The organism is Planktothrix sp. FACHB-1355 (assembly GCF_014748295.1).
Lineage (GTDB): Bacteria > Cyanobacteriota > Cyanobacteriia > Cyanobacteriales > Aerosakkonemataceae > Aerosakkonema > Aerosakkonema funiforme_A.
Genome location: NZ_JACJUP010001027.1, coordinates 1 through 2,568, shown reverse-complemented (window position 1 = coordinate 2,568; position 2,568 = coordinate 1). Strand labels below are relative to the sequence as shown.

The 2,568-nt window shown below is 48.6% G+C and carries 2 protein-coding genes; one reads left to right on the top strand and one right to left on the bottom strand.

The genetic code is table 11. The annotated features are described in order from the left end of the window. The coding region (locus H6S82_RS28505) for a class I SAM-dependent methyltransferase (RefSeq protein WP_191057124.1) at window positions 1-365 on the bottom strand (365 nt) is incomplete at its 3' end. Between the two features lie 429 nt (window positions 366-794). Here H6S82_RS28505 and H6S82_RS28500 point away from each other — a divergent pair. Beyond that, on the top strand, window positions 795-2,568 hold a 1,774-nt coding region (locus tag H6S82_RS28500; protein WP_191057123.1), incomplete at its 3' end, for a PAS domain S-box protein.

Here is a 2,568-nt window from a genome sequence, read left to right as displayed (position 1 = left end):
AGTTGGTTAAATAATTTTGGTCTGAGTTTAAGATTGAGATGAGGTAACAGATAAAGGAAGACAACTGTAGCTTCGCTGAAATCACATTCAAACAAATCTGCTTGGCGAAACTGCACGCGATCGCATACCCCCGCTTTCTCGCTGTTCTCCTGTGCTTCCCGAATGCGTTCCCCATCGATATCGATCCCGACTCCTCTCGCACCGTACTGTCGAGCTGCTGCAATTACTACCCTTCCGTCTCCACAGCCGAGATCGTAAACAATATCGTCAGATGCGATCTTAGCTAGTGCGAGTGCGGCGTTAACTTGCTCGCTTTCTGTAGGAATATAACCGATATCGGGCTTGCGTTGTTTTAGATTTTGCATCAAAAATTTCCTTTGGCTAGTGCATACTTCTAGAAATTTCTCACCAGTAATGAGAAACAGGGAGGGAATATAATAAAACAAGTTGCCACCTATTAATTTTGAGGTATTTTTAAGCCTGTATGGTACGTCAGATAGCAGAATTTTCGGGGTAATCGTTAATTGTATCGCTATGATGAATAATAATAAATTTGCACAGATTGTGTGCGAAATAACAAATTTAATGGTTATACCTTACGGCAGATGTCGATCGCAAACCAGGAAAGTTAACCTAAACAATCTTTTCAAGTTGCGATCGAAGATATGAGATTCTTGGAAAAATTCAAACCCCAGGTAGCTGAAAGCTCACCCCCACAGGAAAACAATTACTTTTAGGGTAGGCTGCATAAATTGTTCGATCGGCACCGTAGCTAACCCTTTGGAGTCCCAACCGTGTTTGAGGTTATGCGTACCCGACTGCTACCTTATGCCGTTGCGATATTGAGCGTCGCGATCGCTTTATTGCTGATGCTCATGCTCGATCCGTGGTTGCACATGACCCAGACCCCTTTTTTGCTGTTCTTTGGGGCGGCGATCGTCAGTGCTTGGCTGGGAGGAAAAAAAGCAGGAGCGATCGCCACCATCTTATCCGGTCTGCTTGCCAACTACTTCTTTTTAGATCCGATCGGTCAACTATCGCTAGATGCGACCGACATCTGGCGGACACTGCTGTTCGTTCTCGAAGGGATTCTCATCAGTGCTATTTGTGGCGGATTGCGTGCAGCCGAACATAGCACCAAAATCAGTTTGCAAAGACTTCAAATCAGCGAAGCAAAGTTTCGGCGATTGGTGGAATCCAACATCATCGGAGTTATTTCGGCAGATACCCACGGTGTCATTACCGATGCGAATGACTGCTTTCTCAACATGGTAGGCTACACCCGCGAAGATTTATTAGCAGGACGAGTGCGTTGGGATGAAATGACACCGCCGGAGTTGCGTCATCTCGATGCACTTGCCTTAGACGAATTGATGACCACAGGAGCGCATAGTCCCTACGAGAAGGCATATATCACCAAAGACGGTCGTCGAGTTCCCATTTTAGTTGGAGCTGTTCTTTTAGAAGATGAGTCCCACAATCATGTCATTGCCTTTATCCTCGATTTGACAGAGCGCAAGCGTACCGAAGCGGCGCTGCGGGAAAGTCAACAGCTATTTTCCAACTTCATGAGCAACAGTCCAGTCAAAGCATACATCAAGGATGAAGCAGGACGCTACGTCTACGTCAGCCCACTGGTAGAACGGGAACATAATCGACCGTTGGCTGATTGGGTGGGAAAAACCGATTTCGATTTCTTTACCGCAGAAATTGCACAACAGTTGCGAGATAACGATGCGATCGTTCTGCAAACAAATCACACTCTTCAAATCCTGGAAACTGTTCCAGCAGATAATGAAGAGTATAATGTCATGTCGTTCAAATTCCCCTTCCAGGATGCCGAGGGACGTAACTTAGTCGCGGGAATGTCGATCGATATCACCGCACAGATCCGAGTAGAGAAAGCTTTGCGAGAAAGCGAGGCGCTGGTAAGGGCGCAAGCGAGGGAACTGCAAGCTTTTATGGAAATCGTCCCCGCCGCAGTTTGGATCGCCCACGATCCCAACTGTCACCAGATGACGGCAAATTGCGCGGCATATGAATTGATGAGGGCAAAACCGGACTCAGTTACCACCGCAACTCCCGCCGATGGCGTGTATCCATTTAACTTCAAACTGCAAAGGAAAGGTCGAGATATTCCGCCAGGGGAACTCTCCATGCAGAAAGCGGGAAGCACCGGACAGGAAGTAGAGGAAGATGCGGAACTCGTATTTGAAGATGGCGTCGTCCGATACATCTACGGCAAAGCCGTACCCCTACGGGATGAGGAAGGTGGAGTGCGAGGAGTGATTGGAGCATACTTGGACATTACCGATCGCAAACAAGCAGAGGAAGCGCTGCGAGAGACTGCCGAACGGCTGAGTTTGGCGCTCACAGCTGCCCGAATGGGAGACTGGAGTTGGGACGCAGCGACCGATACAGTAACATTTTCACATCGCGCCGCCGAAATTTTTGGGATTCCGCCCGGGCCATATATGACGTGGACGCAGATGCGCGAGCTGCTGCATCCAGAAGACCGCGATCGCGCTAAAGTAGCCGTCGAGGAAGCGATCGCTTCTGGCGGCGACT